We start from the raw sequence: 23,565 nt of genomic DNA, 5'->3' as shown, positions 1-23,565 counted from the left end.
ACATGCTCGTCGCCTTCTCCGTCGCGCCGCTGGGTGCCGGCGAGTCCGTGTCGGAGGCCGTCGCCGACGCCCTGCGCGTCGTCCGGTCGTCCGGGCTGCCGCACCGCACCGACGCGATGTTCACGACCCTCGAGGGGGAGTGGGACGAGGTGATGGACGTCGTCCGGCGCGCGACCGAGGCGGTGGGCCGGCACGGGCACCGGGTCTCGCTCGTGCTCAAGGCGGACATCCGGCCCGGCTGGACCGGGGAGCTGGACGCGAAGGTCGAGCGGGTCGAGGCGCTCCTGCGCGGGGGCGACGAGCCCGACGACGAGCCCGGCGACGAGCCCGGCGCCGTACCCGGGTCCGCGACCGGCGCAGCACCCGCGGCCGGCGCACCGGCCTGAGGCCCCGCGGGGCTGTGCGAGAGTAGGCAGGTCCGGGCAGGTCACGCCGCGGACGAGGCGAGGGGCACGGCGGGCGGACGCGCCCGGGAGGGGCTGGCGGGCATGCCGATCTTCGAGCTCGACGAGGGCGACGCGCGTCCCGTCCAGCCGATGCAGCCCGTCGCGGGGTCCTTCCTCGCCGAGTGCGCCACGCTGGTGGACCGCCGCCTGCCCGCGGTGCTGGGCGAGCCGGTGTTCGCGGTCCGGCGGGCCGCGCCGGGCGAGGACGCCCCGGAGCTGCTCGGCCTCGACGCGGCGGGCCGCCCGCTCGTCGTGGTCGTCGCGCAGGTGCTCGACGAGGCCGCCCTCGTCGGGGCGCTGCGCCACGCGGGCCGCACGGGCCGCCTGTCCGCCGCCGACCTGTCCCGGTCGTTCGACGGGGACCCGAGCCGCTTCTCCGCCGAGTACGCCCGGTTCCGGGAGCGGGTCCCCTACGTCGACCGCGCGTCGGGCGAGCGCGGCGTGCGCGTCGTGGTCCTCACCGCCGAGGTCACCGAGGGCGCCGCGGACAGCCTGCACTTCCTGCGCGGCTCCGGGCGGGACGTGCAGGTCCTCCAGGTCGGCGTCGTCCACGGCGGCGACGACCGGCGGCTCCTGGAGGTGGCGCCCCTCGCCGCCGACGAGCGCGGTCGCCGCCCCGTCGAGCCCGCCCGGCTCACGGGTGCCGTCCCGGTGACGGCGGAGCTCGGTACCGATCGAGGACCCGAGCCCGAGCGCGACGCCGAGCCCGCCCCCGAGTCCGCTCCCGAGCCCGACCCCGCGCTCGTCGCGCTGGCCCGCGGGCTGGGCGCCGACCAGGCGCTCGTGTGGGTGCGCGCGCGGCGGGGGCAACGGCACGAGGCGACGCTGCGCGTCGACGGGCTGGTCGTGCTCGCGGACGGGTCGGTGCACGCCGACCCCGGTCGCGCCGCGGCGGCCGCCGCCCGGACCGAGCACGTCCCCGACGGGCGGCACACGTGGCACCTCGGCGACGACGGCCCGTCCCTGGCGGACGCCCTCGCCGAGGCGGCGCAGCAGCGCCCGCACCGCCGGCACTGACCACCGCCGGCACCGATCCCCGCCGGCACCGTCCCCGCCGGCACCGATCCACGCGTCAGCCGGCGGCGGGACCGGCCTCGTCGGCGTCGCTAACCACGACGACCTTCCCGAATGCGTCGCCCGTGGCGAGCCGGGCCAGCGCCGACCGCGCGTCCGCCAGCGCCCACGTGCTGTCGACCGGTGCGCGCAGGCCACTCGTCGCGCACAGGTGCAGCAGGCGCTCGAGGTCCTCGCGCGTGCCCATCGTCGAGCCGACGACCCGCAGGTCCTGGAAGAAGACCCGCGTGAGGCCGGGGTCCTCCGGCTCGCCCGTCGTCAGCCCGACGACGACGACCGTGCCGCCCGGCCGCAGGCTGCGCAGCGAGTGCGACCACGTCGCCCGGCCGACGCTCTCCAGCACGAGGTCCACGCGCGGCACCCGGGCCCCGGGCTCGACCGCCGCGGACGCCCCGAGGGCCAGCGCCCGGTCGCGGCGGCCCGCGTCCCGGCCGGTGACGGTGACGTCCAGGCCGGCGGCGGCCCCCAGCAGGACCGTCGCCGTGGCGAACCCGCCGCCGGCCCCCTGCACGAGGACGCGCGTGCCGGGCGTCGCCCCGCCCGCGACGAAGAGCGCGCGGTAGGCGGTGAGCCACGCGGTGGGCAGGCAGGCGGCCTCGGCGAACGACAGCGCCGCGGGCTTGGCGACGAGGTTCTCGTCGGGCACGGCCACCTGCTCGGCCAGCGTGCCGTCGTAGCGCTCGGACAGCAGCGAGCGCGGCTCGTCGGCCGGCACGGCGCGCGCACCCGGCCCGCCGACCACCGCGTGGACGACGACCTCCCGGCCGTCGTCCGTCACGCCGGCCGCGTCGGTGCCGAGGACCATCGGCATCCGGTCGGCGGGCAGCCCGACGCCGCGCAGCGACCACAGGTCGTGGTGGTTGAGCGAGGCGGCGCGCACGGTGACCGTCGTCCAGCCGGGCCGGGACGCGGGCGCCGGCCGGTCGCCCACCGCGAGACCGGCCAGCGGGTCGTCGGGGGAGGGGCGCACGACGGTCGCGGCGAGCATGCCCGCCACGCTAGCCGCCGGGCCCGCCCGGGTGCGCCGGCGGGGGCCCCGTGCGCGCCGGCACTAGGGCCAGACGCGCGAGCGGGCCGCGAACTCCTCCGGGTCGCTGTGCACGGGGATGACGCAGAGCAGGTGCCCGCCCGGTGCGCGCAGCGTGACGCAGCCCAGCCACCGCCCGACCTCGGCCGCACCGAGGGCCAGGAGCCGCTCGACCTCCGCCGGCACGTCGTCCGTCTCGAGGTCCACGTGGTAGCGCGGCTCGTCGTCGACGGCCTGCACCGCCATGACCAGGCCGTGCACGGCGCCGTGGAGCGAGAGGAACTGCGGCTCGCCGGGCGGCGAGTCGACCTCGCCGGTGCCGAGGGCGCCGGACCAGAACGCCGCGCTGGCGGCGGCGTCCTGGGTCCGGGCGTCGACGAGCAGGGTGGACAGGCGGCTGCGGTGCACGCCCCGAGGCTAGCCCCGGCCGAGGACGAGCCCTCGGGCCGCGGCGTACTGCTCGCGGACGCGGGTGCCGTCGGCGGCGGAGCCGGGGTTGAGCACGAGCGGCGGCTGCGCGGGGACCCAGGCGGGTGCCTCGGCACCACCGGCGAGCACCCAGGCGGCCTGGCGTGCGGCCCCGTCCGCGACGTACTCGCCCGGGGTCGGGACGTGCACCTCGAGACCGAGGACGTCCGGCGCGAGCGCCTGCACGGCCGCGGACTGGGCGGCGCCCCCGACGAGGTGCGCGCGCTGCACCGGCACGCCGGCCGCGCGCAGGGCGTCGATCCCGTCGGCCAGCGAGCACAGCAGCCCCTCGAACGCCGCCCGGGCGATGTGCGCGGGCGTCGTGTTCGTCAGGCGCATGCCGTGCAGGGCCGCCGCCGCGTGGGGCAGGTTCGGCGTGCGCTCGCCCTCGAAGTAGGGGACGAGGACGAGGCCGTCGGCGCCGGCCGGGGCGGACAGGGCCAGCTCCGCCAGGCGCGCGTGGTCGACGCCGAGCAGGCGGGCGGCCCAGTCGAGGATGCGCGCCGCGTTGAGGGTGCAGGCCAGCGGCAGGAAGCGACCCGTGGCGTCGGCGAAGCCGGTGACGAGGCCCGAGCCGTCGGCGGTGGGCGCGTCGGCGATGGCCGAGACGACGCCGGAGGTGCCGATGGACACGGCGACGTCACCCGTGCGCAGGCCGAGCGCGAGGGCCGCGGCGGCGTTGTCGCCGGCGCCGGGGCCGAGCGCGGGGGAGCCGCCGCCAAGGACGTCCGCGGTACCGGTGCCCGCACGGTCGGACGGGCCGAGCACCCGGGGTAGCGCGGGCACGTGCCCCAGCGCGCGCTCGACGAGGTCCGTGCGGTAGTCGCCGGTGCGGGGGGACCAGTACCCGGTGCCGGACACGTCGGAGCGGTCGGTCACCAGTCCCTCGAACCCGACCCCCGCCATCCCGCCCGCGAGCTGCCACGTCAGCCAGTCGTGCGGCAGCGCCACGGCCGCCGTGCGAGCCGCGTTCTCCGGCTCGGCGTCACGCAGCCAGCGCAGCTTCGTCACCGTGAGGGAGGCGACGAGCACCGAGCCGACGGAGTCGGCCCACTCCTGCGCGCCCAGCTCGGCGACGAGGTCCTCGGCGGCGCCCGCCGAGCGCGTGTCGTTCCACAGCAGCGCGTCACGGACGACCTCGCCGTCGGCGTCGAGCGCGACCATGCCGTGCTGCTGGCCGCCGACGCTCACGGCGTCGACGTCCGCCAGGCCGCCGGCGTCGTCGACGGCGGTGCGCAGCGCGTCCCACCAGTGGCGGGGGTGGACGGACGTGCCGTCGGGGTGGCTCGCGCGGCCGGAGCGCACGAGGGCGCCCGTCTCGGCGTCGCGCACGACGACCTTGCAGGACTGGGTGGAGGAGTCCACCCCGGCGACCAGCGTCATGACGTTCCTCGTCCGGTCGGCCGCGTCGGCGCGGGCGACCTCTCGTCGCCCCGAGGGGAGGGGCGGGGGTGCAGGGAGGGGGTGCAGGGAGGGGTACGGCGGGAGAGGGGACGGCGACGGCCCGCCGCGCGCTCGGGGCGCGCGACGGGCCGACGGCCGGTGCTCGGCGGGTGGGCCGAGGGTCAGCGGGCGCCGAGCGCGTGCTCGAGGGCCAGCTGGTTGAGACGGACGAAGCCGAAGCCGCGGGCGGCGACGGCGTCGACGTCGAAGTCCTCGAACGCGGAGCGGTCGGCCAGCAGGTCGGCGAGGGACTCGCCCTCCGCCAGCGTCGGCTGCGACAGCTCGAGCACCCCGGACTCCTCGAAGGCCGCCTGGACCTCGGGGTCGGCGCGGAAGGCCTGCGCGCGCTCCTTGAGGATGAGGTACGTGGCCATGTTGGCGCGCGCGGACTCCCACACGCCGTCCATGTCCTCGGTGCGCGAGGGCTTGTAGTCGAAGTGGCGCGGGCCGTCGTAGCGGGGGCCGCCGGCGGGGAAGCCGTTCTCGATGAGGTCGACGGTGGCGAACGCGGAGAACAGGTCGCCGTGACCGAAGACGAGGTCCTGGTCGTACTTGATGGACCGCTGGCCGTTGAGGTCGATGTGGAAGAGCTTGCCCGCCCACAGCGCCAGGCCGATGCCCTGCGTGTAGTTGAGGCCGGCCATCTGCTCGTGGCCCGTCTCGGGGTTGAGGCCGACGATGTCGCCGTGCTCGAGCTTGGCGATGAGGGCCAGGGCGTGGCCGATCGTCGGGAGCAGGATGTCGCCGCGGGGCTCGTTCGGCTTGGGCTCGATGGCGATCCGCAGGCCGTAGCCCTTGTCCTTGATGTAGGCGGCGACGGTGTCGATGCCCTCGGCGTAGCGGTCGTGCGCGGCGTTGAGGTCCTTGGCGGAGTCGTACTCCGCACCCTCGCGGCCGCCCCACATGACGAACGTGTCGGCGCCGAGCTGCGCGGCCAGGTCGACGTTCCGCAGGACCTTGCGCAGGCCGTAGCGGCGGACGCGGCGGTCGTTGGAGGTGAACGCGCCGTCCTTGAAGATGGGGTGGCTGAAGGTGTTGGTCGTGACCATCTCGACCGTGATGCCGGTCTCCTCCAGGGCCGCCTGGAAGCGGTCGAGGATCTTCTCGCGCTCGGCGTCGCTGGAGCCGAAGGGCACCACGTCGTCGTCGTGGAAGGTCACGTGCGCGGCGCCGAGCTCGGCCAGCTTGTGCACGGACTCGACCGGGTCGAGGTCGGGGCGGGAGGCCGAGCCGAACTGGTCCTGGGCCGGCCAGCCCACGGTCCAGAGGCCGAACGAGAACTTGTCCTCACGGGTGGGTGTGCGCGTCATCGCGATGTCTCCGTCGAGCTGGTGCGGGCCGACGCGGGGCTGCGACGGCATTTTGTTGGCGCGATGAACATAAGCGCTCGGAGCCGATAGGGTCAACCCGTGGTCGCCGCCCCGTCACCCGTCCCCGCACCGCTGCCGGCGGGCGCGATGGGGCTCGGGGACGCGTCGGACCACGCCGGGCGCCCGGCGCTCGACGCCGGCCGCGTCGCCCGCCAGGACCGCATGCGCGAGCACAACCTCTCGCTCGCGCTGGCGGAGGTCGTCGGGGCCCGCGAACCCGTCTCCCGGGCGCAGGTCGCCGCCCGGACGGGGCTGTCGCGCGCGGCCGTCAGCGGCCTCGTCGACGTGCTCGTCGCCGCCGGGCTCGTGCGCGAGCTCGCCCCCGTCGCCCTGCCCCGGGCGGGCCGGCCCGCGACCCCGCTGGTCCCCGCGCCGGGCGCGGTCGCCGGGCTCGGCCTGGAGGTGAACGTCGACTACCTCGGCGTGCGCGCGGTCGACCTGGCCGGCTCGGTGCTCGCGGAGCACGTCGAGCACGCGGACCTGTCGGGCTCCGACCCGGCGCAGGTGCTGGAACGGCTGGCCGCGATGGCCACGGACGTGCGCGACGGCCTCGTCGCCACCGGGACGCGCGTCGCCGGTGCCGCGCTCGCGCTGCCGGGCCTCGTCGACCGCGGCGCCGGCGCCGGCGGCCCCCTGCGCGTCGCCCCGAACCTCGGCTGGCGCGACGTCGACCTCGGCCCGTCGTCGCCGCTCGCGGCGCTGGCACCGCTCGTCGCGAACGAGGCGGACCTGGCCGCGCGGGCGGAGGCGCACGAGCGCCGCGGCGACCGGCCACCCAGCTTCTTCTACGTCTCGGGCGAGATCGGCATCGGCGGCGCCACCGTCATCGACGGCGAGCTGCAGGCGGGCCGGCACGGCTGGGCGGGGGAGGTGGGCCACGTCGTCGTCGGCACCGCACCGGACGGCCGGCTGCAGGTGCTGGAGCAGGTGGCGGGCCAGCACGCCCTGCTGCGCGCGGCCGGTCTCCCGACGAGCGCGGGCCTGTCGGAGCTCGAGCGCGTCGCGGCGCAGGGTGCCGCCGGGACGGTGACCGAGGTGGCGTCCGCCCTGCGCGGCGCGGGCCGGGCGCTGGGCGTCGCGCTCGCGGCCGTCGCGCACGTCGCCGACGTCGACGAGGTGGTGCTCGGCGGGACGTTCGCCGCGCTCTTCGACGTCCTCGCGGCCGAGGTGACCGCCACGCTGGCCGAGCTCGTCGTCTTCGACGCGTGGTCGCCCGTCCGGGTCTCCGCCGCGCGCGCCGGCCGGTACGCGGCCCTCACGGGTGGGGCGCTCGCCGTGCTGGCGCAGGTCGTCGCCCGGCCGTCGGCGTGGACGCGGCCGTCCGCCCCCGTCGCGTCCGCGCCCACGGCCACGACGTGATCGGCGGCGGGCTGAGCGTCGTCGTCGCGGTCGACGCGTTCAAGGGCAGCGTCGGCAGCGCGGAGGCCGGAGCGGCGGTGCGGGCGGGCGTCCTGGCCGCCGACCCCGAGGCGGACGTGCACGTCGTCGTCGTGGCCGACGGCGGTGAGGGCACGCTCGAGGCCGTGGCCGCCGCGCGCGGTGGACGACGCGTCCCCGTCGAGACCGTCGACGCCGTCGGCCGCCCGCTGCGCGCGCCCCTGCTCCTGCTCGACGACGGGACGGCCGTCGTCGAGGCCGCCGCCACGATCGGTCTGCCGCGCGTCGGTCCGGTCGACGCGACCGTGCCGCCGCGGGCGTCGTCGTGGGGCGTCGGCGTCCAGGTGGCGCACGCTGTCGCGGCGGGGGCGCGGCGCGTGCTGCTGGGCCTCGGGGGCACGGCCAGCACCGACGGCGGCGCGGGCATGCTCGCCGCTCTGGGCGTGCGGCTGGCACGTGACGCGTCCCCGGGCCGCAACCCGCTGTGGCCCGACGACCGCGCCGGCGCCGCGCTGCTGCTGGACCGGGACCTGCCCGGTCTCGGCGGTGCGGAGCTCGTCGCCCTCACCGACGTGACCAACCCGCTGCTCGGCCCCACGGGCGCCGCCGCGGTGTTCGGGCCGCAGAAGGGGGCCACACCCGAGCAGGTCGCCGTCCTCGACGGTGCCCTGGCCGCCTGGTGCGCCGAGCTCGAGGCCGCGGCGGGCCGGGCGCTGGACGTCCCGGGAGCCGGGGCGGCCGGAGGTCTGGGCGCGGCGGTGCTGGCCCTCGGCGGACGGCTTGAGCCCGGCTTCGCGGCCCTCGCCGACCTCGGCGGGCTCGACGGGGCCCTCGCGGGTGCCGACCTCGTCCTCACCGGCGAGGGCAGCCTCGACGCGCAGACGGCCGCCGGCAAGGCGCCGGCCGGGGTGGCCCGGCGGGCACGCGCGGCGGGGGCGCTCGTCGTCGGGCTCGCGGGCCTCGTCGTGCACCCCCTCGGACCGACCGGCGCGCTGTTCGACGCCGTCCTGCCGGTCCACCCCCGCCCGCTCGCGCTCGTCGAGGCCCTCGACCCGGCGACGACCCTCGCGCACCTGCGCACGACGGCGGAGCAGGTCACCCGGCTCGTGCGGGCGGCACTGCTCAGCCGGTGATGGCGTCGTCCGTGGCCGTCTCGAGCAGGAACTCCCGGACCATCGCGCCGACCTGGTCCTCCTCGATGAGGAAGCCGTCGTGCCCGAACTCCGAGCGGATGGTCCGGACCGGCCCGGCCCCGGGGATGCCCGCCGCGATCCGCTCGGACTGCGCCGGCAGGAAGAGCCGGTCGGTGTCGACGGCGACGACGAGGGCCCGCGCGGTGACCGACGCCAGCGCCGCCTCGACGCCACCGCGGTCGCGGCCGAGGTCGTGCGTCACCATCGTCTCGGTGAAGCGCACGTAGGTGTTGGCGTCGAACCGGCGGGCCAGCTTGTCGCCGTGGTGGTCCAGGTAGGACTGCACGGCGTAGCGGCCGCCGGCCAGCGGCTCCTCGGCGCCCTGGGGGATGCGGCCGAAGCGCTCGTCGAGCTCCCGCGCGCTGCGGTAGGTCTGGTGCGCGATCTGCCGGGCGATGCCGAGCCCCACGTGCGGGCCCTCGCCGTCGGGCGCGTCGTAGTAGTCCCCGCCGCGGAAGCGCGGGTCGGCGCGGATGGCCGCGAGCTGGGTGTGGAACGACGCGATCTGGTCGCCGGAGGTCTGCGCGCTCGTCGCGATCGCTGCCAGCGCCCGCACCCGCGCCGGGGCCGTCACGGCCCACTCGAGCACCCGCAGCCCGCCCATCGACGCCCCGACGACGAGGTGCCACGCGTCGATCCCCAGCAGGTCGGCGAGCCGGACCTCGGCCTCGACCTGGTCGCGGACCGTCAGCTGCGGGAACCGGCCGCCCCACGGCCGGCCGTCGGGCGCCGTGGACGCGGGACCCGTCGACCCCTGGCACCCGCCCAGGGCGTTGGGGGCGACGACGAAGTACCGGTCGGTGTCGATGGGCGCGCCGGGACCTACCATCGACTGCCACCAGCCCGGCGTCGGGTGCCCGGGGCCGGCGGGGCCCGTCACGTGGGAGTCCCCGGTCAGGGCGTGCAGCACCAGCACCGCGTTGTCGCGCGCCGCGTTCAGCGTCCCCCACGTCTCGTAGGCCAGGCGCACGGCCGGCAGCCGCCCGCCCGCCTCGAGCCGGAAGGGCCCGAGGTCCGCGAACCGCCGCCGGCCCACCGGGTCGCCGTCCCGCCACGCCGCGCTCGCGGGCACGGGCGGGCGCTCGGGCAGGGGCGTCCGGCTCGCCGCGGGCGCCGCCGCCCGGGGCAGGGCGGCGGCGACGTCGGGGTGCTGGTGCTGCACCAGATCAGGCACCGGATCGGGCACGGGCTCAGGCGCCCTTGGCCGCGCGGAAGCCGGCGTCGAGGTCGGCCAGGATGTCGTCGATCCCCTCCAGGCCGACGGCCAGGCGCACGAGGCCGGGCGTCACGCCCGACAGCGCCTGCTGCTCCGGCGTGAGCTGGGAGTGCGTCGTCGACGCGGGGTGGATGACGAGCGAGCGCACGTCGCCGATGTTCGCGACGTTCGAGTGCAGCTCGAGCGCCGAGACGAAGGCCTTCCCGGCCTCCGCGCCGCCGTCGAGCTCGAAGGCCAGCACCGCACCGGCGCCGCGGGGGGCGTACTTGAGCTGGTTGGCGTGCCAGGGGGAGGACTCGAGGCCCGAGTAGAAGACGTGCCGCACCTCGTCGCGCGCCTCGAGCCACTCCGCTACCTTCTGCGCGTTCGCGACGTGGCGCTCCACGCGCAGCGACAGCGTCTCGACGCCCTGCGCGATGAGGAACGCGTTGAACGGGCTGATGGCGGCGCCGTAGTCGCGCAGCCCCTGCACGCGGGCCTTGAGGATGAAGGAGAGGTTGACGCCGAAGGCCCCGCCGACGCCGAGGTCACGGGCGAACACGAGCCCGTTGTACGAGGGGTCCGGCTGGTTGAACCCGGGGAACTTCTCGGGGTCCTGCGCGAAGTCGAAGGTCCCGCCGTCGACGAGCACGCCGCCGATCGCCGAGCCGTGCCCGCCGAGGTACTTCGTCGCCGAGTGCACGACGACGTCGGCGCCCCACGCGAGCGGGTTGACGAGGTACGGCGTCGCGACGGTGTTGTCCACGACGAGCGGGACCCCGGCCGCGTGCGCGATCCCCGCGACCGTCTCGATGTCGAGCACGTCGGACTTCGGGTTGGGGATCGTCTCGGCGAAGAACAGCTTCGTGTTCGGGCGGACGGCGTCGCGCCACTGCTGCGGGTCGTGCGGGTCTTCGACGAACGTCGTCGTGATGCCGAGCTTCGGCAGGGAGTGCTTGAGCAGGTTGTACGTCCCGCCGTACAGCGAGGAGGAGGCGACGAGGTGGTCGCCCGCCTCGGCGATCGTGAGGATCGCGAGCGTCTCCGCCGCCTGGCCGGAGGCGACGAGCAGGCCGCCGACGCCGCCCTCGAGCGAGGCGATGCGGTCCTCGACGACCGCCTGCGTCGGGTTGGTGATGCGCGTGTAGATCGGGCCGAGCTCCTTCAGCGCGAACCGGTCCGCCGCCTGCTGCGCGCTGTCGAAGACGAAGGACGTCGTCTGGTAGATCGGCAGGGCGCGGGCGCCGGTGGCGGCGTCCGGCACCTGGCCGGCGTGGATCTGACGGGTCTCGAAGCTCCAGCTGTCGCTCATGGGGTGTCTCCTCGTACGTCGCTCGGGGGTCGACGGGTGCCGAGGGCTGCTCGCGCCGCGGTCACCCGGTCAGGCTCGGGTGGGGCGCACGGTGGGGCCGTCGGGCCCCGGTCCCTCTCGGCGGCCGTGCCGGCGGGGTGGCGGGGTCCGGGCGTGCCGAACGTGCGCAGGGTCAGCGGCACATTCGACAGGTCATGCGGCGAGGCTAGGGGCGGCGCCCTCGGACGACGAGAGCGGGTCCGCCATCCGGACGCCTGTCCGCTGCGTGAGATGGCGCGGGGATGCCCGTCGCGTCCCGAACGCTCACGACGGGGCACCCGCCCGCCGATGGGAAGCACAACGGTGTGACTTCTGGGACTCGTGTGACTGGTGTTCCCCCTGGGGCGACGAGCAGGTACGGTCGCCGGGGCGCCGGCGACGGGCGGCGGGTCCGGCAGCGGTGCGAGGACGGGGAGCAGGGATGACGGCACGACGACGCGGGACCGGGACGGGACCGCGCCCGAGGGGGGCTGCGGTGCTCGTCGCCGCGCTCACCACGGCGCTCACCGCCGGACTCGCCGCGGGGGTGGCGCCCGCGGTCGCCGCACCCAGCCCCGGCCCCGTGACGGACGACGACGTGCGCGCGGCGCAGCGGGCCGTGCAGGCGGCGGCCGGCTCCGTGGCGGCCATGGAGGTCCGGCTCGCGGAGCTCTCCCAGGTGAGCGAGACCGCCGGCCGGCAGGTCGAGACCGCTGCCGAGGACTACGCCGGCGCGACGGCGGCGCGCGACGCCGCGGTCGCCGGTGCGGCCGCCGCGCAGGAGCGGTCGGCCACGGCGTCGGCCCGGGCTGAGGAGTCGCGCCGGGCGCTGGTCGCCATCGCCCGCGAGATGTCGCGGTCCGGCGGCGGGACCGAGCTGCTCCAGGCGCTCGTGTCCGCGGAGGACTTCGCCGAGGTCGCGGCCAAGAGCTCGGCCCTCACGCACGTGAGCGGCAAGGCCGACGAGGCGGTGCAGGAGTACCGGGCGGCGGGTCTCGTCGCCGGCACCCTGCAGACCCGCGCGGAGGCCGCGGCACGTCAGGCCGAGGAGGCGACGGTCGCCGCGCAGGACGCGCTGGCGGCGGCCGAGGACGCGCAGCGGGACGCCGAGCGGGCCGTCGCCGCCGCGGACACCGAGCGCGACGCGCTGCTCGTCCAGCTCGCCGCCGCGCAGCAGACCAGCGTCGAGGTCCAGCGGGAGCGCCAGGCGCAGATCGAGGCCGAGCGCCAGGCGCGCGCCGAGGCGGCCGCGCAGGCCCAGCGGCTCGCCGCCGCCCAGCAGGAGGCCGCCCGTCAGGCCGCCGCCGCCGCGGCACCTGCCGCGTCCGCGCCCCGCCCTGCCGCCGCGCCGGCAGCGGCAGCACCGGCGGCAGCACCGGCACCGGCACCGGCGGCAGCACCGGCACCGGCACCGGCAGCAGCGCCGGCAGCAGCGCCGCCCGCGGCCGCCGCACCGGCTCCCGCGCCGGCACCGGCACCTGCGCCTGCCCCGGCGCCTGCTCCCGCGCCGGCGCCTGCTCCCGCACCCGCACCCGCCCCGTCGCCCGGTACGGGTCTCCTCGGGACCGGCAGCGCCCGCGGCTCGGCCGCCCAGGGCCAGGCCGCGGTCGAGGCCGCGAAGACCAAGATCGGCGTCCCGTACCTCTGGGGCGGCACGGGGCCGAGCGGGTACGACTGCTCGGGTCTCACCGGCTTCGCGTGGTCGTCGGCGGGGCTGGGGCTCTCCCGCACGTCGCGGCAGCAGTACCTGCAGGTGAAGAAGATCTCCTACGCCGACATGCGGCCCGGCGACCTCGTCTTCTGGGGCACGAACCCGGACGACCCGCAGTCCATCCACCACGTCGCCATGTACGCCGGGGGTGGCCAGATCATCGAGGCCGCCCGTCCCGGCACGCTCGTGCGCATCGTCTCCATGCGCTGGTCGGGGACGATGCCCTACGCCGGCCGGCCCTGACGACCGCGGGGACGACGCAGGCCCGGCCCCTCCGTGCGGAGGGACCGGGCCTGCGTGGTGCTCGGAGCGGGGCGAGCCGGGGCGTCAGTGCCCCTCAATGCCCCTCAGTGCCCCTCAGTGCCCCTCGTACCCCGCGTCGATGGCCCGCTGGCGGGAGCGCTCGATCTCGGCCTCCGCCTCGGTGCGGCCGGTCCAGTAGGCGCCCTCGACGGACTTGCCCGGCTCCAGGTCCTTGTAGACCTCGAAGAAGTGCTGGATCTCCAGGCGGTGGAAGTCGGACACGTCGTCGATGTCCTGCCGCCACGCCGCCCGCTGGTCACCGGTGGGGACGCAGAGGACCTTGTCGTCGCCGCCCGCCTCGTCGCGCATGCGGAACATGCCCAGCGCGCGGCACCGGATGAGGCAGCCGGGGAAGGTCGGCTCCTCCAGCAGGACCAGGGCGTCGAGCGGGTCGCCGTCCTCGCCGAGGGTCCCCTCGATGAACCCGTAGTCGTCGGGGTAGCGCGTCGAGGTGAACAGCATCCGGTCCAGACGGATCCGCCCGGTCGCGTGGTCGACCTCGTACTTGTTGCGCTGACCCTTGGGGATCTCGATCGTGACGTCGAACTCCACGGGCTCTCCTGTCGCTGGCGCACCCGCCCCTGGGGCGGCGCGTCGTCTCGTCGCGGCGCACGGGTCGGGTGCGCACCGGGCCCGACAGTAGTCTCATCGGGCGTCCGGGTGCAGCGACCGGTGGGGTGAGGTGTCCTCGACATGCACGAGGACGTGCGGGAGGTGGCGGTGGGACGACGGGCGCGGGCGCTCGGCGGCGGCGTGCTCGTCGTCGTGCTGGCCGCGGGTGCCTACGGGGTCGCCGACGCGGTCGACGTCGTGCCCGGGGTGCTCACGCTCGCGCCGGTGCCGTCGCCCCCGCCGCCGGACCCCACCGCACCTGGCGCGGTGGTCCCCGACGCGCTGCCCGCGGTCCTGCCCGACCTCGACGCCACCGCGCCCGTTCCCGCGGTCGCGGCGCTCCAGGCGCAGGTCGACGCGCTCGTCACCGACCCGCGCCTGGGTCCGTCCGTCGGCGTGGTCGTCGCGGACGCGGCCACGGGCCAGGACCTCGCCGTCGCCGACCCGGGGACGGCACGCATCCCCGCCTCGACGCAGAAGCTGCTGACCGCCGTGGCGGCGCTGTCCGTGCTCGACCCCGCCTCGACGACGACCACGTCCGTCGTCCGCGGCGACGGCGACACCCTCGTGCTCGTCGGCGGCGGCGACATGATGCTCGCCGCCGGTGCGGGCGACCCCACGGCCGTCGAGGGGCACGCGGGCCTCGGCGACCTGGCCGACCAGGTGGCCCGCGCCCTCACCCTGGCCGGCACGACGACCGTGCGCCTGGCCGTCGACGACGACCTCTTCGCCGGCCCGACCGTCAACGCCGCCTGGGGCCCCGCGGACGTGGCCGCCGGGTACGCCGCGCCGGTGACCGCGCTGGCGGTGGACACCGCCCGCCTCACCGACGCCGAGTACGCGCCCCGCTCGCCCGACCCGTCGCTGGCGGCCGGCCGCGTCCTGGCCGAGCGCCTGGCCGAGCGCGGCATCACCGTGACGGGCCCGCCCACGCGGGCGGCCGCTCCCGACGGCGCACCCGTCCTGGGGGAGGTGGCGTCCGCGCCGCTCGCCGACGTCGTGCACCACTTCCTCGACACCTCGGACAACACGATCACCGAGGTCGTGGCGCGGCAGGTGGCCCTCCAGCAGGGGCTGCCGGCGTCGTTCGAGGGGTCCACGCAGGCCGTGCTGCGCGTGCTGGCGGGGCTCGGCGTCGACGTGGGCACCGCGCGGCTCGTCGACGCGAGCGGCCTGGCGGCGGGCTCGGCGCTGTCGGCGCGGCTCCTGTCGGACCTGCTCCTGCACGTCCTGGGCAGCCCCGACCTGCGGGAGGTCGCCACCGGCATGCCGGTGGCGGGCCTCACGGGGACGCTGGCGGACCGGTACCGGACGTCGGAGGCGCGCGGGCTCGTGCGCGCGAAGACCGGCAGCCTGCCCGACGTGACCGCCCTGGCCGGGACGGTGGTGGACGACGACGGCCGCCTGCTCGTGTTCGCCGTCCTCGCGGACCGCACGCCCGGCGCGGGCCAGCTGCCGCCGCGCGCGGCGATCGACGTGTTCGTCGGCGGCCTCGCCGGCTGCGGCTGCTCCTGAGACCTGCGCGCCCCCGTCCGCCGCTCCCCGGCGGTCGTGCCCTGCGGCCCGGGCACTAGCGTGGGCGCGTGCCGGACACCCGCGACCCCGTGGACTGGGACGCCGCCGCGCGCCTGGCGGGCCGGCTCGCGCCGCGGGGCCCCGCCGCGGGACGGGCGGAGCTCGTCGACCTCGTGGCCGAGCTGCGGGACGCCGCCGCCCGGGCGGCCGGGCACGTCGCGCTCCTGGCGCACCTGCAGCCCGCGGACGGCCGGCCCCCGCGCGCCGCGGCGACCGTGCACGTCGTCGACCGGCCCCGGTGGGCGGAGGCGAACGTCGGCACCTTCGCGGCCCTGAGCGCGCCGCTCACGGACGCCCTCGTGCGGTCCGCGCAGGACCGGGGTCGCCGGACGCCGCGGGTGACCGCCGCGGCGCGCGCGGCCGGGGCCGCGCAGCTCGGTGGCCTGCTGGCGCTGCTCTCGAGCAAGGTCCTGGGCCAGTTCGACCCGTTCGGCGCGCCCGCGGGCGCCCCGGGCCGGCTGCTCCTCGTCGCCCCCAACGTCCTGGCCACCGAGCGGGCGCTGCGCGTGCACGCCGCGGACTTCCGGCTGTGGGTGAGCCTGCACGAGCAGACGCACGCCCTGCAGTTCGCCGCCGCGCCGTGGCTGGCCGGGCACCTGCGGGAGCGGGTGGTCGAGCTGGGCACGGGGCTCGCGGGGCGGCTGCGTCCCGCCGGTGACGAGACCGGCGACGAGGGCGTCGACGAGGGCGGCGACGGATCCGGCCACGGGGGCGCGCGCGGCGCCGTGCCCGGCGACGACGACGAGGGCGGCCTCGCGGACCTGCTGCGCGGCGCCGTGCGGGCCGCCCGCGGCGGGCCGGGGTCGGCGGGCCTGCTGGAGCTCCTGCCGGCGCCGCAGCGCCGGGCCGCGGAGGAGGTGACGGCGGTGATGTCCCTGCTCGAAGGGCACGCCGACGTCACGATGGACCAGGTGGGCGCCGACGTGGTGCCGACCGTGCGCACCATCCGCCGGCGCTTCGAGGCGCGCCGCGACGCCGCCGCGTCCGCGGGCGGCCCGGCCGGGCTCCTGCGGCGCCTGCTCGGCCTCGACGCCAAGCTCGCGCAGTACCGGGACGGGGCCCGCTTCGTCCGCGGCGTGCGCCGGCGTGCCGGTGCCCGCGGGCTCGACCCGGTCTGGGCCGACGCCGCCCACCTGCCCACGCCCGCCGAGCTGGCCGACCCGCGCGCCTGGGTGCGCCGGGTCCACGGCTGACGCGGCCGGGCACGGGCGGGTCGGCACGGGTCGGGCGGGGACCGGGTGGCAGGTCCGGCACCGGTGGTGGCCGCCGTCCGCCGCGCGGTGCGCGCCGCGACGGCCGACGTCCCGGCGGGGGCCACCGTGCTCGTCGCGTGCTCCGGCGGGCCCGACTCCCTCGCGCTCGCGGCGGGAGCGGCGTTCGTCGGGCCGCGGGCGGGCTGGCGGGCGGGCGCGGTCGTCGTCGACCACGGGCTGCAGCAGGGGTCGGCCGACGTGGCCGCCGCGGCGGCGGCGGCCTGCCAGGGGCTCGGGCTGGACCCCGTCGAGGTCGCCGCCGTGGACGCGCGCGGGCCGGGCGGGCCCGAGGGCGCGGCGCGCGCGGCGCGGTACGCCGCCCTGGCGGACGCCGCCCGGCGGCACGGCGCCGCGGCCGTGCTCCTCGGGCACACCCGGGACGACCAGGCCGAGTCGGTGCTGCTCGCCCTGGCCCGGGGGTCGGGGCCGCGGTCGGCCGCCGGGATGGCCGCGCGGCGCGGGGCTCTGCGGCGCCCGCTCCTGGACCTCCCGCGTGCGACGACGCTCGCGGCCTGCGACGCGCTCGGGCTGGTGCCGTGGCACGACCCGACGAACGCGCCGGGCCCCGCGGCGCCGCTGCGGTCCCGGGTGCGCGGCGAGGTCCTGCCGCTGCTCGAGGAGGTGCTGGGCCCGGGGGTCGCCGCCGCGCTGGCCCGCGGGGCCGACCTCGCGCGCGAGCAGGCCGACGCGCTGGACGCCCTGGCGGCGGACCTGCTCGTCGCCGCAGCCGCCCCGGCCGCCCCGGACGGCGCCTCGTCGGGACCCGACGCGACGGCCCCGGCGACCGCGCCGACGGGCGGGCTCGACGCCGACGTCCTGGCCGCGGCCCACGCCGGGGTCCGGCGGGCGGCGCTGCGGGTGGCGGCGCTGGGCGCGGGCTGCCCCGCCGGCGCCCTCACCCGCGCGCACGTGCTCGCGCTCGACGACCTCGTCGTCGCCTGGCACGGCCAGGGGCCGGTCGCGCTGCCGGGCCGCGTGGTGGCCGCCCGCCGCTGTGGCAGGCTCTTCCTCGACCCGTCGCCCCCCTCGGGGACGGGCGTGCCGACCGGGAGGGGAGTCGTCGGGTGACACCGGAGCAGATGGGGGAGGACCTGCAGGAGGTCCTGCTCACGGAGGAGCAGCTGCACGGTCGCCTGGCCGAGATGGCCGCCCGGATCGACGCGGACTACGCGGGCCGCGACCTGCTGCTCGTCGGCGTCCTCAAGGGGGCCGTCATGGTCATGGCGGACCTGGCCCGGCGGATCTCGCTGCCGGTGCAGATGGACTGGATGGCCGTCTCGTCCTACGGGTCGGGCACGAAGTCGTCGGGGGTCGTCCGGATCCTCAAGGACCTCGACACGGACCTGCACGGGCGCGACGTGCTCATCGTCGAGGACATCATCGACTCGGGCCTGACGCTGTCCTGGCTCCTGTCGAACCTGCGCTCGCGCGGGGCGGCCAGCGTCGAGATCGCGACGATGCTGCGCAAGCCCGACGCGGCGAAGGTCGAGGTCGACGTGCGGTACGTCGGGTTCGACATCCCCAACGAGTTCGTCGTCGGGTACGGGCTGGACTACGCCGAGCGCTACCGCAACCTGCCCTGCGTCGGCACGCTCGCGCCGCACGTCTACGGCGGCTGACGCGCCCGGCGGGACCGCGGTCCGCCGGGCCGGCGCCGGCCGCTGTGCCCTCGGCGAACACCCAGGGAACCACCAGCGTCGCCGTGTACCTTCGGCTGAGATCGCCACACGTCCGACGCGCGCACCCGTGAGCAGCAGCGACAGCACCGCAGCCGCAGGCGACGACGTCCCAGCACCGGGGAGGGAACGAGGGGCACCGCCCCGACGCCCATGAATGTCAAGAAGCTCGCCCGCGGACCCGTGCTCTGGGTCGTCCTCGCCGTCGTGGCGATCCTCATCGGGGTCAGCCTGCTCAACCAGCCGACGGTCCAGCGCATCGACACGTCGGACGGCCTGGCGCTGCTCGGCGGTGACACGGTCACGGCCGCCCGCGTCACCGAGGGCGCCCAGCGCGTGGACCTCACGCTGTCCGAGCCGTTCGTCAAGGGCGAGCAGGACTACGGCGAGTCCGTGCAGTTCTACTACGTGACGCCCCTCGGGGAGGACGTGCGGGACGCGCTCGTCGCCGCCGACCTCGAGGACGGGTACGACTCCTCGGTCCCGCAGTCCTCCTGGTGGGGCAGCCTGCTCGGGATCCTGCTGCCCGTGCTGCTCCTGGTCGGCTTCTTCTGGCTGATCATGTCGAACATGCAGGGCGGCGGCAGCCGCGTCATGAGCTTCGGCAAGTCGCGCGCCAAGCTCGTGAGCAAGGAGTCGCCGCAGGTCACCTTCGCCGACGTCGCCGGCGTCGACGAGGCGCTGGAGGAGCTCCAGGAGATCAAGGAGTTCCTCTCCGAGCCCGCGAAGTTCCAGGCCGTGGGCGCCAAGATCCCCAAGGGCGTGCTGCTGTACGGCCCGCCCGGCACCGGCAAGACCCTGCTCGCCCGCGCGGTCGCGGGGGAGGCGGGCGTGCCGTTCTACTCCATCTCGGGCTCGGACTTCGTCGAGATGTTCGTCGGCGTCGGCGCCAGCCGCGTGCGCGACCTGTTCAACCAGGCCAAGGAGAACGCCCCGGCGATCATCTTCGTCGACGAGATCGACGCGGTCGGCCGCCACCGCGGCGCCGGCATGGGCGGTGGGCACGACGAGCGGGAGCAGACGCTCAACCAGATGCTCGTCGAGATGGACGGGTTCGACGTCAAGACGAACGTCATCCTCATCGCCGCCACGAACCGGCCCGACATCCTCGACCCGGCCCTGCTGCGGCCCGGGCGGTTCGACCGCCAGGTCGCGGTGGAGCCGCCGGACCTCAAGGGCCGCGAGCGGATCCTGGCCGTGCACTCCCAGGGCAAGCCGATGGCGCCGGGCGTCGACCTGGCGACCGTCGCGCGTCGCACCCCCGGGTTCTCCGGGGCGGACCTGGCCAACGTCCTCAACGAGGCGGCCCTGCTCACCGCGCGCCGCGGCGCCACGCAGATCACGGACGAGGCGCTGGACGAGGCGATCGACCGCGTCATCGCCGGACCGCAGAAGCGCACGCGGGTGATGAACCCCAAGGAGGTGAAGATCACCGCCTACCACGAGGGTGGGCACGCGCTGGTCGCCGCCGCCCTGCGGTACACCGACCCCGTCACGAAGGTGACGATCCTGCCGCGCGGCCGGGCCCTCGGCTACACGATGGTCATGCCGACGGAGGACAAGTACTCGACGACGCGCAACGAGCTGCTGGACCAGCTCGCGTACGCCATGGGCGGGCGCGTCGCGGAGGAGCTCGTCTTCCACGACCCGACGACGGGCGCGAGCAACGACATCGAGAAGGCGACGAGCACCGCCCGCAAGATGGTCACGCAGTTCGGCATGAGCGCCCGCGTCGGGGCCATCCAGCTCGGCCAGGCGTCCGGCGAGGTCTTCATGGGCCGCGACATGGGCCACGGCCGGGAGTACTCGGAGTCCGTCGCCGCCACGATCGACGCCGAGGTGCGCCAGCTCATCGAGCACGCGCACGACGAGGCGTGGGAGATCCTCACGGAGTACCGCGACGTGCTCGACCACCTCGTGCTCGAGCTGCTCGAGAAGGAGACCCTCAACGCCGAGCAGCTCGTCGAGGTGTTCCGGCCGATCACCAAGCGCCCGCCGCGCGAGGTCTGGCTGTCCAGCGAGCTGCGGCACGTGTCCGACCGCCCCCCGGTCATGACGCCGGCCGAGACCGCCGCGCTCAACGGCCACGCGGTCATCCCCCAGGACGAGGCCGCGGCCGCCAAGCCCGAGCACCCCGCCGTCGGGGCGGTGGAGCTCCCGCCGGACCAGGCGCCGGGCCGATGAGCACGGGCACCGACATGAGCACGGGTACGAGCACGGGCACGGACGTGACGACGGACGCGGACACGCACCTCGACGGGCTGGACGTCCCCGGCGCGGGCGCTGCGCACGCCCTCACGCCGCTGGTGGCCTCGGGCCGCGCGACGGGGGAGTACGACGCGGCACGCGCGGAGGCGGCCGTCCGCGAGCTGCTGGCCGCGGTGGGCGAGGACCCGGACCGCGAGGGGCTGCGGGACACCCCGGCGCGGGTCGCCCGGGCGTACCGGGAGATCTTCGCGGGGCTCTACATGGACCCGCGCGAGGCGCTCACCACGACGTTCGACATCGGGCACCAGGAGATGGTGCTCGTGCGCGACATCGAGGTGTACTCCACCTGCGAGCACCACCTCGTGCCCTTCCACGGCGTCGCGCACGTCGGCTACATCCCCGGTCAGGACGGGCGGGTGACCGGGCTGTCGAAGCTGGCCCGCCTCGTCGACGTGTACGCGCGGCGCCCGCAGGTGCAGGAGCGGCTGACGGCGCAGGTCGCGGACGCTCTGGTGGACATCCTCGACCCCAGCGGCGTCATCGTGGTCGTCGAGTGCGAGCACCTGTGCATGTCGATGCGGGGGGTGCGCAAGCCGGGCTCCCGGACGATGACGTCGGCGGTGCGCGGTCAGCTCCGCGACCCGGCCACCCGCGCGGAGGCGATGAGCCTGGTCGTGGGGCGCTGACCGTAGGCTCTGGCCCGTGACCGACCCCCTGCCCGAGCCGCTGCGCGCCGCGGGCCGCACGCTGGTCATGGGCGTCGTGAACGTCACCCCCGACTCGTTCTCCGACGGCGGGCTGTGGCTGCGGCCGCAGGAGGCCGTCTCGCACGGGCTGCGGCTGCTCGACGAGGGCGCCGACCTGCTGGACGTCGGCGGGGAGTCCACGCGCCCGGGGGCGGCCCGGGTGAGCGAGGCCGAGGAGCTCGCCCGCGTCCTGCCGGTCGTCGAGGCGCTGGCCGGGCGCGGGGCGACGGTGTCGGTCGACACGACGCGTGCCGCCGTCGCGGCGGCGGCCCTCGAGCGGGGCGCGACGCTGGTCAACGACGTGTCCGGCGGGCTGGCCGACCCCGCGATGGCGGGCCTCGTCGCCTCCGCGGGGTGCGCCTACGTCGTCATGCACTGGCGCGGGCACGCGGACGTCATGGACGCGCGCGCCCGGTACGACGACGTCGTCGCCGACGTCCGCGCCGAGCTCGGGGAGCGCGTCGCCGCGCTGACGGCCGCGGGCGTGCGACGCGAGCAGCTCGTCATGGACCCCGGGCTGGGCTTCGCCAAGCCGGGCAGCGCGAACTGGCCGCTGCTGGCGGCGCTGCCGTCGTTCGTCGCCGACGGCCTGCCGGTGCTCGTCGGCGCCAGCCGCAAGCGGTTCCTGGGGCACCTGCTGGCGGGGCCGGACGGCGTGCCCGCGCCGCCGCTGCACCGCGACGCCGCGACCGCCGCCGTCAGCGCCCTGGCCGCCGCGGCCGGCGCGTGGGCGGTCCGGGTCCACGACGTGCGGGCGTCGGCCGACGCCGTCCGCGTGGCCGCCGCCCTCACGGGTGCGCGGCGGAGGGAGGAGCCGTGACGCACGGGCCGGTGCTGGACCCCGCGGGCCGCCCGCTCGACCAGATCCGCCTCACGGGCGTGTCCGCGACGGGCCACCACGGCGTGTTCGACCACGAGCGGCGCGACGGCCAGACGTTCGTCGCCGACGTCGTCGTCCACCTCGACACGCGGCCGGCCGCCCGCGGCGACGCCCTGGCCGCCACCGTGCACTACGGCGAGCTCGCGCAGGCCGTCTCCGACGTGCTCACGGGCTCGCCGGCGGACCTCATCGAGACCGTGGCGGAGCGCATCGCCGCCGTGGCGCTCGCGCACCCGGCGGCCGTCGCGGTCGACGTCGCGGTGCACAAGCCCTCCGCCCCGATCCCCGTGCCGTTCGACGACGTCGTCGTCGCGGTACGTCGCGACCGCGTGCTCGCGCCCCCGGTCGTCCCGGCGGGTGACCTGGTGCCCCCGCCCGAGGCGGACCCCCTGCCGGAGCCCGTGCCGGACGCGGCGCCGCAGACGGTGCCGGACCCGCTGCCGGACCCGCTGCCGGACGCGCTGCCGGATCCGCTGCTGCCGGAGCCCGTCACGCTCGTGGCGACCGACGTGCACGCCGTCGACCACCCCGACCGGCCCGACGGCGGTCCCCTGCGCGCCGACGACGCGGACGACGACGCCGTCGTCGAGGCGGAGGTCGTCGAGGACGCCCTGGACCGGCGGCCGGCGGAGCCCGTGGACGTCGTGCTCGCCATCGGCGCCAACCTCGGCGCGGCCCAGGAGACGCTGCGCCAGGCGGTCGCGGACCTCGACGCCGTGCCGGGTCTGGAGGTCCTGGAGGTGTCGCCCCTCGCGCGGACCGCGGCCGTCGGCGGCCCGGAGCAGCCGGACTACCTCAACGCGGTGCTGCTGGGCCGCACCACGCTGGCCCCGCGCGAGCTGCTGCACGCCGTCCAGCGCGTCGAGCAGGGCCACGGCCGCGTCCGGCTCGAGCGCTGGGGGCCCCGCACCCTCGACGTCGACGTCGTCGCCTACGGCACCGTCGTCGCCGCCACCGACGACCTGGAGCTCCCGCACCCCCGGGCCCACCAGCGCGCGTTCGTGCTGGCCCCCTGGGCGCAGGTGGACCCGCACGCGGTGCTGCCGGGGCTGGGCGGCGGACCCGTCGCCGCCCTGGCCGCGACGGCGCCCGACCGCGCCGGCGTGCGTTGGATGGCGCTGGACTGGCTCACCTCGCCCGTCACGGTGGTCCCGCCGCCCGCACCCGGGGAGGGCTGATGCAGCGCACGCGGTGGACGGCCCTGCTGGGCGCCGCCGTCGGCACCGGGCTGCTCGCGTGGTTCGTCGTGCGCGGCGTCGAGGGGCGCGGCGGCACGATGCCCGAGGTCCCCTGGCTCGTCGCGGTCCTGGAGGCGGTGCTCGCCGCCCTCGTGCTCGGGCAGGCGTGGGGCGTGCGGCAGTACGTGCGCGGCAAGCGGCCGGGGCTGTCGGGGCTGCGCGCGGCGCGGACGCTCGTGCTGGCCAAGGCCGCGGCCTGGTCGGGGTCGCTGCTGCTGGGCTGGTACGGCGGCCAGGCGGCCCGCGCGCTGGCCGAGGTCGAGCTGGGCACGAACGCCGCGCGCGCCGCGTCCGCCGGCGGGGCGGCCGGCGGCGCGCTGCTGCTCGTCGTCGCCGGGCTCCTGGGGGAGTGGTTCTGCCGCGTCCCGCCGCAGGACGACGACGAGGACCACGGCCCCGGCGCGCGGGCCGTGCCGGAACCCCCGCCCGTCGCGCCGTGA

19 protein-coding genes and 2 pseudogenes are annotated in these 23,565 nt (G+C 77.1%); 14 read left to right on the top strand and 7 right to left on the bottom strand.

The features are described from left to right. Positions 1 to 2 precede the first annotated feature (2 nt). Positions 3 to 290, top strand: a pseudogene (locus BM048_RS04650) (MTH1187 family thiamine-binding protein); the annotation flags it as partial. A 198-nt stretch (positions 291 to 488) separates the two neighbouring features. Next, positions 489 to 1,463 carry a hypothetical protein gene (locus tag BM048_RS04645; RefSeq protein WP_090031096.1) on the top strand — a complete coding sequence of 325 codons (975 nt, stop codon included), beginning with the start codon at positions 489 to 491 and terminating at the stop codon, positions 1,461 to 1,463. 55 nt (positions 1,464 to 1,518) lie between these two features. Here BM048_RS04645 and BM048_RS04640 read toward each other — a convergent pair whose 3' ends face one another. From BM048_RS04640 to xylA, 4 genes are all read right to left on the bottom strand, one after another. Beyond that, positions 1,519 to 2,508, bottom strand: a complete 990-nt coding sequence (locus BM048_RS04640; protein ID WP_090031095.1) for a zinc-binding dehydrogenase — start codon at positions 2,506 to 2,508, stop codon at positions 1,519 to 1,521. Positions 2,509 to 2,571: 63 nt separating this feature from the next. Beyond that, entirely contained in the window at positions 2,572 to 2,955 is a 384-nt protein-coding gene (locus tag BM048_RS04635) for a VOC family protein (protein ID WP_090031094.1), read from the bottom strand. 9 nt (positions 2,956 to 2,964) lie between these two features. After that, complete coding sequence (xylB, locus tag BM048_RS04630) at positions 2,965 to 4,398, bottom strand: xylulokinase (RefSeq protein WP_090031093.1); 1,434 nt, start codon at positions 4,396 to 4,398, stop codon at positions 2,965 to 2,967. 182 nt (positions 4,399 to 4,580) lie between these two features. Then, positions 4,581 to 5,768 carry a xylose isomerase gene (gene xylA / locus BM048_RS04625; protein ID WP_090031298.1) on the bottom strand — a complete coding sequence of 396 codons (1,188 nt, stop codon included), beginning with the start codon at positions 5,766 to 5,768 and terminating at the stop codon, positions 4,581 to 4,583. A gap of 99 nt (positions 5,769 to 5,867) precedes the next feature. Here xylA and BM048_RS17680 point away from each other — a divergent pair, with 99 nt between their 5' ends. Continuing rightward, positions 5,868 to 7,187 carry an ROK family transcriptional regulator gene (locus BM048_RS17680; RefSeq protein ID WP_239078605.1) on the top strand — a complete coding sequence of 440 codons (1,320 nt, stop codon included), beginning with the start codon at positions 5,868 to 5,870 and terminating at the stop codon, positions 7,185 to 7,187. Continuing rightward, positions 7,184 to 8,338: a glycerate kinase gene (locus tag BM048_RS17675; protein ID WP_175499272.1), complete on the top strand. Its 1,155-nt coding sequence runs from the start codon at positions 7,184 to 7,186 to the stop codon at positions 8,336 to 8,338. The genes BM048_RS17680 and BM048_RS17675 overlap by 4 nt, the downstream gene beginning before the upstream one ends. Here the strand turns inward: BM048_RS17675 and metX are convergent. Together metX and BM048_RS04610 are read right to left on the bottom strand one after the other, a co-directional pair. Beyond that, positions 8,328 to 9,527: a homoserine O-acetyltransferase MetX gene (metX, locus tag BM048_RS04615; protein WP_373308384.1), complete on the bottom strand. Its 1,200-nt coding sequence runs from the start codon at positions 9,525 to 9,527 to the stop codon at positions 8,328 to 8,330. The two genes, BM048_RS17675 and metX, sit on opposite strands and share 11 nt — an antisense overlap. A gap of 61 nt (positions 9,528 to 9,588) precedes the next feature. After that, positions 9,589 to 10,908 (bottom strand): annotated as a pseudogene (locus BM048_RS04610) (bifunctional o-acetylhomoserine/o-acetylserine sulfhydrylase); the annotation flags it as partial. A 511-nt stretch (positions 10,909 to 11,419) separates the two neighbouring features. Here BM048_RS04610 and BM048_RS04605 point away from each other — a divergent pair. Further along, positions 11,420 to 12,877, top strand: coding sequence for a C40 family peptidase (locus BM048_RS04605; protein ID WP_239078604.1), 1,458 nt, complete (start codon positions 11,420 to 11,422; stop codon positions 12,875 to 12,877). Between the two features lie 114 nt (positions 12,878 to 12,991). Here the strand turns inward: BM048_RS04605 and BM048_RS04600 are convergent, their stop codons facing one another. Then, positions 12,992 to 13,489 carry an inorganic diphosphatase gene (locus tag BM048_RS04600; protein ID WP_090031090.1) on the bottom strand — a complete coding sequence of 166 codons (498 nt, stop codon included), beginning with the start codon at positions 13,487 to 13,489 and terminating at the stop codon, positions 12,992 to 12,994. Between the two features lie 141 nt (positions 13,490 to 13,630). Between BM048_RS04600 and dacB the strand changes: the two genes are divergently transcribed. The 9 genes from dacB to BM048_RS04555 all read left to right on the top strand — a co-directional run bounded on the left by dacB (position 13,631) and on the right by BM048_RS04555 (position 23,565). Next, positions 13,631 to 15,064, top strand: coding sequence for a D-alanyl-D-alanine carboxypeptidase/D-alanyl-D-alanine endopeptidase (gene dacB, locus BM048_RS04595; RefSeq protein ID WP_090031089.1), 1,434 nt, complete (start codon positions 13,631 to 13,633; stop codon positions 15,062 to 15,064). 68 nt (positions 15,065 to 15,132) lie between these two features. Beyond that, entirely contained in the window at positions 15,133 to 16,317 is a 1,185-nt protein-coding gene (locus tag BM048_RS04590; protein WP_090031088.1) for a zinc-dependent metalloprotease, read from the top strand. A gap of 45 nt (positions 16,318 to 16,362) precedes the next feature. Beyond that, a complete protein-coding gene (tilS, locus tag BM048_RS04585; protein ID WP_090031087.1) occupies positions 16,363 to 17,445 on the top strand; it encodes a tRNA lysidine(34) synthetase TilS in 1,083 nt (360 codons plus the stop codon). Positions 17,446 to 17,456: 11 nt separating this feature from the next. Continuing rightward, a complete protein-coding gene (hpt, locus tag BM048_RS04580; protein WP_203708695.1) occupies positions 17,457 to 17,996 on the top strand; it encodes a hypoxanthine phosphoribosyltransferase in 540 nt (179 codons plus the stop codon). Between the two features lie 210 nt (positions 17,997 to 18,206). Continuing rightward, entirely contained in the window at positions 18,207 to 20,237 is a 2,031-nt protein-coding gene (gene ftsH, locus BM048_RS04575; protein WP_090031085.1) for an ATP-dependent zinc metalloprotease FtsH, read from the top strand. Then, a complete protein-coding gene (gene folE / locus BM048_RS04570; protein ID WP_239078603.1) occupies positions 20,234 to 20,947 on the top strand; it encodes a GTP cyclohydrolase I FolE in 714 nt (237 codons plus the stop codon). Before ftsH ends, folE begins: the two co-directional genes overlap by 4 nt. 67 nt (positions 20,948 to 21,014) lie before the next feature. Further along, a complete protein-coding gene (gene folP, locus BM048_RS04565; protein WP_090031293.1) occupies positions 21,015 to 21,827 on the top strand; it encodes a dihydropteroate synthase in 813 nt (270 codons plus the stop codon). Next, positions 21,824 to 23,065: a 2-amino-4-hydroxy-6-hydroxymethyldihydropteridine diphosphokinase gene (gene folK / locus BM048_RS04560; protein ID WP_090031084.1), complete on the top strand. Its 1,242-nt coding sequence runs from the start codon at positions 21,824 to 21,826 to the stop codon at positions 23,063 to 23,065. Before folP ends, folK begins: the two co-directional genes overlap by 4 nt. Further along, positions 23,065 to 23,565 (top strand): DUF3180 domain-containing protein, encoded by a 501-nt coding sequence (locus tag BM048_RS04555; protein WP_090031083.1) that lies wholly within the window; start codon positions 23,065 to 23,067, stop codon positions 23,563 to 23,565. Before folK ends, BM048_RS04555 begins: the two co-directional genes overlap by 1 nt.

The organism is Cellulomonas marina (assembly GCF_900111925.1).
GTDB lineage: Bacteria > Actinomycetota > Actinomycetes > Actinomycetales > Cellulomonadaceae > Cellulomonas > Cellulomonas marina.
Note: the sequence above shows the minus strand (reverse complement) of the source record. Positions and strands in the feature narration are given on the sequence as shown.